6 protein-coding genes are annotated in these 6,473 nt (G+C 59.0%); all 6 read left to right on the top strand.

Features of this window, described 5'->3' with window-relative positions; genetic code table 11:
- Positions 1-555: 555 nt before the first annotated feature.
- On the top strand, positions 556-1,683 hold the full coding sequence (locus NUW23_12035) for an ABC transporter substrate-binding protein (protein ID MCR4426894.1): 1,128 nt from the start codon (positions 556-558) through the stop codon (positions 1,681-1,683).
- Positions 1,684-1,762: 79 nt separating this feature from the next.
- The gene (locus tag NUW23_12030; protein ID MCR4426893.1) at positions 1,763-2,659 is read left to right on the top strand and encodes a branched-chain amino acid ABC transporter permease; all 897 of its coding nucleotides are present in this window, start codon (positions 1,763-1,765) and stop codon (positions 2,657-2,659) included.
- Between the two features lie 10 nt (positions 2,660-2,669).
- Positions 2,670-4,445: a branched-chain amino acid ABC transporter ATP-binding protein/permease gene (locus NUW23_12025; GenBank protein ID MCR4426892.1), complete on the top strand. Its 1,776-nt coding sequence runs from the start codon at positions 2,670-2,672 to the stop codon at positions 4,443-4,445.
- Complete coding sequence (locus NUW23_12020) at positions 4,445-5,197, top strand: ABC transporter ATP-binding protein (protein ID MCR4426891.1); 753 nt, start codon at positions 4,445-4,447, stop codon at positions 5,195-5,197. Before NUW23_12025 ends, NUW23_12020 begins: the two co-directional genes overlap by 1 nt.
- 125 nt (positions 5,198-5,322) lie before the next feature.
- Positions 5,323-5,826, top strand: coding sequence for a redoxin domain-containing protein (locus NUW23_12015; protein ID MCR4426890.1), 504 nt, complete (start codon positions 5,323-5,325; stop codon positions 5,824-5,826).
- Positions 5,827-5,991: 165 nt separating this feature from the next.
- The coding region (locus tag NUW23_12010) for an ABC transporter substrate-binding protein (protein ID MCR4426889.1) at positions 5,992-6,473 on the top strand (482 nt) is incomplete at its 3' end.

Genomic DNA, 6,473 nt, shown 5'->3' with positions numbered 1-6,473 from the left:
CGCCAAACGGCGGTGATCCAGCCCTCGAGCAGCACGAAGGCTCTCGAGGGCGTTCATCTCCAAGGAGATCTCCAGTAGTTCAGGAGAATCTCCGTCGTCCCCACGCGTATGGGGGTGAAGCCGACAGCCCTGCCATCATCATCCCGATCTTCCCGTCGTCCCCACGCGTATGGGGGTGAAGCCGACCACGGCCGAGATCGAAACGTGGCGCCGGGCGTCGTCCCTACGCGTGTGGGGGTGAACCGATCTGGTTTCGGTGGTGCCGGAAACTGCCGGGGCAAGAAGGAAGTTTTGGGGCGGTTGCCGAATTAGTGGCTGCGATTGCACTTGACACCTGCTGAAGGCCGATTGTATAATCTTCGACAAGTAATCGCCGGTCGATCCACGTTTCCCCTCAAGCGAAGCGCTTGAGGTTCGCTTTCAGAGCATCGCCCGGGCGGATTGGAGGGGTGCGGACAGGGAAGGTCTTGTGCAGTGACCGATTGCCCGTGTGACCTGTTGTCGGCGAGAACGCCCCCAGATGTGGGGAGATTAATTATTCGGGAGGCGAGGGTTGTGGTCAAGAAGTTTGCTGTAATTGCGTTTCTGTTTGTACTTGCTTTCAGTACGATGGCCCTGGGGGCCGAGGAGATCAAGATCGGACTCGTGACTCCACTTACCGGTGACGTCGCAACTTTCGGCATCTCCACCAAGAACGCCGTGCTCCTCTGGGAGAAGGAAGTCAACGCGCGCGGCGGCATACTGGGCAACCCCGTGAAGGTCTACTGGGAGGACGACAAGAACACCCCATCTGAGACCGCAAACGCAGTGTCCAAGCTCATCAACCAGAACAAAGTACACGTCATCATAGGGTCCGTCGCAAGCAAGTGCACCCTTGCGGGCGCCCCCATCGCCGATGCCGCCAAGGTGCCGATGATTTCTCCGACTTCCACCAACGAAGCAGTCACAAAGGTCGGTCCGTACATCTTCCGCGCCTGCTTCATCGACCCGTTCCAGGGGCTGGTCATGGCGAAGTTCGCTCTTGAGACCATTAAGGCCAAGACCGCTGCGATGGTGTACGACATCGGGAATGACTACACCAAAGGCTTGGCTGAGAACTTCAAGAAGGCGTTCGAGGCTGGCGGCGGCAAGGTCGTGGCAAGCGAGACCTACGGGGTCGGCGAGTCCGACTTCTCCGCACAGCTGACCAAGATCAAGAGGCTCGATCCAGACGTTATCTTCCTGCCTGACTACTACAACACTGTGGGCCTGATTACCAGGCAGGCCAGACAGCTCGGGATCAGGAAGGCCGTGTTCCTCGGCGGTGATGGTTGGGATTCTTCCGAGCTCGTGCCGATCGCCGGAGACTCAATCGAAGGTGGGTTCTTCTCGAACCACTATGCCCCGGGCTCGACCGACCCTGTCCCGATGGCGTTCCTCAAGGCCTACGAGGCTGCCTACAAGTCCGCGCCGGACGCGCTCGCCGCGCTGGCCTACGATGCTTGCCTGATCGTGGAGAACGCGATCAGGCGAGCGGGCAAGCTGGATCGTACGGCCATCCGTGACGCGATGGCGACCACGAAGGACCTCGTCGCTGTCTCCGGCCGGATGACGCTCGATGAGAACCGCAACCCGATCAAGAGCGCCGTTGTGTTGGAGGTCAAGAACGGGAAGTTCGTCTACAAGACAACAGTCAACCCGTAGCGCCGGGCGATTTCCCAGAGTAGCAGCGGGCGGGGGTGGCATCTCGCCGCCCCCGCCTTTGTGGTGGGAGTGATGAATCTTGGGTAGTGGCCTGGTTTTCGGCGAGATAGTCCAGCAGATAGTGAACGGACTGGCCCTGGGCAGCATCTACGCCTTGATCGCCCTTGGCTACACGATGGTCTATGGTATTATTCGACTCATAAACTTCGCCCACGGTGAGATCTTCATGCTAGGGGCGTACTACGGGTTCTTCTTGATCACGAAGTTCCGAGTGCCGTTCTACTTCGCGCTCCCTTTGGCGATGGCGCTCGCGTCACTGACAGGCATGACCATCGAGCGGCTCGTGTATAAACCTCTTCGGCGGGCCCCCAGGATCGCGGCCCTGATCACCGCGATTGGCATGTCGCTGTTTCTGCAAAACCTTGGTTTGAAGCTCTTCGAAGCCAGGCCCCGGCCTTACCCGCGGGTCATCAGGACTGTCGTATGGGATGTCGGTGGCGTGATAATCTCCAATACCCAGCTGATCATGTTGGGAACCGCCATCGGGCTGATGCTTCTTCTGAGCTACATCGTCTACAGGACTAAAGTGGGCAAGGCGATGAGAGCTGTGTCCTTCGACAAGGATGCGGCGAGGCTCATGGGTATCGACGTAGACTCCATCATCAGTGTCACTTTCGCCCTCGGGTCTGCACTGGCTGCTGCTGGAGGGATACTGGTTGGGTTCTACTACAATCGTATTGCCCCGACGATGGGAGTCATGTATGGCCTCAAGGCGTTTGTTTCTGCCGTCGTGGGAGGCATCGGGATTGTGCCCGGAGCCATGCTGGGCGGCATGATCATGGGCGTCGCGGAGGTCTTCGTCATCGCATGGGTCTCATCGATGCTGAAGGATGCCATTGCGTTCGCGATCCTGATAGTGATCCTGCTCGTGAAGCCCGCGGGCCTGCTGGGCCGGGCCGTAAGAGAGAAAGTGTAGGTGAGCGCGGGTGAGTGGTTCGAGATTTGCGAACGTCTTGAGCGTGTTTCGCGGGAAGAGCCTCATGCGCGGCGGCGTCACACTGGCGGGCCTCTTAGCCGGGTACTTCCTTGTCACCGCAATGCATGGAGCAGGCTTCCTGATAAACGACTACTACCTGCAGATACTGATCTGGGTCGGGATCAATGTCATAATGGGTGCCAGCCTGAACCTGATCAACGGATTCACGGGGCAGTTCTCCTTGGGCCACGCGGGGTTCATGGCCATCGGCGGCTACATCGCGGCCTCCATGACGAAACTGATGGGGTTCCCATTCCCTGTCGCGCTGTTGATGGGAGGGCTTGGCGCAGCACTCGGCGGTCTCATCGTCGGTGTTCCTACCTTGCGCCTGCGCGGTGACTACTTGGCCATCGCCACCTTGGGGTTTGGGGAGATCATACGGGTCATAATAGTCAATCTGGATGTGGTAGGGGGTCCGAGGGGACTCACGGCCATCCCTGCCCACACCACCTTCCTCTGGGTCTACGTGATAGCCGCCGCAAGTGTGTTCCTGATAAAGAACCTCATCTGGTCGAAGCATGGACGGGCGCTGGTGGCCGTGCGCGAAGATGAAACCGCGGCAGAGACCATGGGGGTCGACACTACCCGCTACAAGATAACAGCCTTCGTGATAGGGTCGTTCTTCGCTGGGATCGCCGGAGGGCTCTATGCACACAAGATCACGTTTATTGACCCCAGCCAGTTCGACTTCATGAAGTCCATAGAAGCTCTTGTCATCATTGTCCTAGGCGGCCTCGGCAGCCTGACAGGAACGGTGGCCGCGGCTTTCGTCGTGACCTTCTTGCCTGAGGTTCTGCGTGCTGTCGCTGACTATAGGATGATTGTCTATGCGTTGATGCTGATACTCATGATGCTCTACCGGCCTAAAGGCCTCATGGGAACCACGGAGTTCACGTTCGGCATGCTAGGTCTCGCGGACAAGCGACAGCCGACGAAGAACGGCGGCCGGGACGGGGTTGCGCCCATTCTCGAGACGCGGGATCTCTCCATGAGCTTCGGCGGGCTCAAGGCTGTCTCCAACTTCAATGTGACACTCAGGAAAGGTGAGCTCGTGGGGCTGATCGGCCCGAACGGCGCCGGGAAGACCACGGTCTTCAATATGCTCACGGGGCTCCTCGACGCTACGTCTGGCTCAATCTACTTCATGGAAGAAGACATCACCAAGAAGAAGCCGTTTGAAGTGACCGAACTTGGAATTGCCAGGACATTCCAGAACATCAGGCTCTTCAACAACCTGACGGTCCTGGACAATGTCAGGACGGCGTTCCACGGCCACTATCCGTATTCAATGACTGAGGCTGTGCTCAGGACCGGAAGATACGTTCCACAGGAGGACCAGATATACGAGAAGTCCATGGAACTCCTGCGGCTTCTTCACCTGGACGACAAGGCTGATGAGATCGCGAGCAGCCTTCCGTACGGCGCGCAGAGGCGACTCGAGATCGCCAGGGCCCTCGCGACCGGGCCCAAGCTCTTGCTTCTCGACGAACCGGCCGCGGGAATGAATCCCCAGGAGACTCAGGAACTGCTCAAACTCATCCTGTGGATACGAGACAGGTTCGACTTGACGATCTTTCTGATTGAGCACGACATGAGCCTGGTCATGAACCTCTGTGAGCGTATAATCGTCCTGGACTACGGTGTCACGATTGCGGAAGGGGCGCCAGCGGACATCAAGAGGAACAGGCGGGTCATCGAAGCCTACCTCGGGGAGGAGGCGGTCTGATGCTGCTGAACGTTGAGAATCTTAACGTGCACTACGGAGCGATCCACGCCATCAAGGGGGTCTCGTTTACGGTCGAACGGGGCGAGATCGTGACACTGATCGGGGCGAACGGGGCGGGGAAGAGCACAATCCTGAAGACTATTTCCGGTCTCATCCGGGCGACCAGTGGCACCATGACATACGCTGCCGCCCGTGGGCCGGGGGGCAAGGCAGGGGTCGGAGAGCACTCTGTGAACCTGGGCACGGTGCCTGCCCACAAGATCGTAGACCTCGGGATCTCCCAGGTCCCGGAAGGCCGGCGCATATTCGCGAACCTGACGGTCTTGGACAACCTCGAGCTGGGAGCGTACCGCCGTCAGGACAAGGCTGAGATAGCGAAGGACCTCGAGTGGGTGTTCGAACTCTTCCCGAGACTCAAAGAACGGCGCACTCAGGTGGCGGGGACGCTCTCAGGCGGAGAGCAGCAGATGCTCGCGACAGCGCGCGGTCTGATGTCAAGACCCGACCTGATGCTTCTGGATGAGCCCTCAATGGGCCTGGCGCCCTTGCTGGTCAGGGAGATATTCGATACTATAGTGAAGATCAGCCAGACTGGAACCACGATTCTTCTGGTAGAGCAGAATGCCAACATGGCCCTGTCTGTGGCCAATCGGGCGTATGTCCTCGAGACGGGGCGTATCTCCCTTCAAGGTCCGGCAAAGGAACTTGCATCCGACCCAAAGGTGCGGGCGGCCTACCTCGGGGGAACCTAAGGAACCCGGGCGCCGCCGCAATCCACATTATGCCTCATGAAACACGGGGCCCCCTGGTGCGTCAAATCGGGTGGGTCCTGTATTCACGTGCGGGGCCGGATGATCGTGCGGGGAAGGTGGCTTCATTGCGAAGAAGCATATACGCAGTGATCGCTATCATAATGCTGGTCACAACATACCCGGCACTTGGGGCGCAGCCGGCATCTCTTGTGGGCTCTCAGGCCCCCCGGTTCCGCGGAATCGACTTGCGCGGGTCCAGGCTGGAGGTGCCGGCATCTGGGTCTCCAACGGTGGTAGTCTTCTGGAACAGCCGTTACAGGGTCTCGGCGGACGCCTTGTCCGCGATGCAGAGACTCTACGACATGTACAAGAAGAAGGGCCTTGTCTGCGCCGGACTCAACGACCTCGGGGAGGATGCGTCCCTGGCAAAGCAGGTCGCAAGCCAGCTCGGAATCACATTTCCGCTGTTCACAGGGCGTGACACGGTCGGGGCGGCCGCATCTTACAGAGTCCGGGGCGTTCCCGTCGTGTTCGTAATCGACCAGACAGGTCTGGTCATTTCCGTTGAGGAGGGCTTCGGCCCGGGCGCCGAGGCTCGTGTTGCGGGATCAGTCGTATCGCTTCTGTGAGGTCGTCGCAGTCTGGGGATATTGCGGGTCTATTCTCCCAACCTTCTGCCCCGAATCTGGGGAGGGGGTTGGGCTTTTCTGTGATTGGCTGGCAAGAGTTTAGTAGTCGGAAACGAATGAATAGTAATACAAGTAACATTCAATCGGAAAGGGGGCAGGCTTTCGATGAGGTTGTCAAGACTGTGTCTGGCTGGCTTGGTTATCGTGGGCCTGTTGGCTGCGACGGGTCTCTATGGGCAGGCCGCGGCGGGGAAGATCTACGAGATGGCTATCTTCGAGGACGTGACGACCATGAACGTGTTCGCACAGTTGGGCCCGGAGGCGACCGTGTGGAACTCGCACGTTGGGTACTATCAGAGCTATATAGGACTGACAGGAAATGCGCTGCCAGATCTGGTACTTGCCCCGTCCGCTGCAACCGGCATGCCGAGTCCCATCGTCGAAGAGACCATCGGGGGAAGAAGGTTCTACACCTCAACGCTGAAGATCCGAAGCGGCATGAGATGGAGCGACGGCAAGCCCATCACCGCCGATGACGTTGTCTTCAGCTTCATAGCCCCGCTGGCAATGGAGCCAAACAAACTTGGCGGGAACTGGCCTACCCTGGTTGACCCACCGTGCTCGAGAGGGTCGAGAGAGTCGACGAT

The organism is Bacillota bacterium (assembly GCA_024655925.1).
Classification (GTDB): domain Bacteria; phylum Bacillota; class DTU025; order DTU025; family JANLFS01; genus JANLFS01.
This window is presented reverse-complemented; position numbering and strand designations above follow the sequence as displayed.